Raw genomic sequence first — 347 nt, forward strand, 5'->3', positions numbered from 1 at the left:
GCTGGTTGCTCGGCTACCGGGTTCCTCTCACTGAACTCAGTCCAACTGAACTATCGATCGAGCCAATTCGCGCTGACCGCGTGATTCTGTTGCAAGGGCAAAACGAGATAATTCACATCGAATTCCAAACCGATCCCAAAGATGATGTCCCGATGCGATTAGCCGATTATCGTTTACGGCTGCATCGCAAATTTTCAGATAAAACGATTCACCAAGTTGTGATCTATTTGCGAGAAACCAACTCAGAGCGGGTTTACCAGAACTATTTCGAACGTGAGTTCGACGAACGGAAGGTAGCGCAAAAAGAAAGCTGAGACTACGTTTGAAAGAGTTGTAAAATTCCTTCG

1 pseudogene is annotated in these 347 nt (G+C 46.1%); it reads left to right on the forward strand.

The features are described 5' to 3' along the window. Nucleotides 1–314 (forward strand): annotated as a pseudogene (locus GS601_RS22645) (hypothetical protein); the annotation flags it as partial. Nucleotides 315–347 lie beyond the last annotated feature (33 nt).

Origin of the sequence: Myxacorys almedinensis A, assembly GCF_010091945.1 — a bacterium.
Lineage (GTDB): Bacteria > Cyanobacteriota > Cyanobacteriia > Leptolyngbyales > Leptolyngbyaceae > Myxacorys > Myxacorys almedinensis.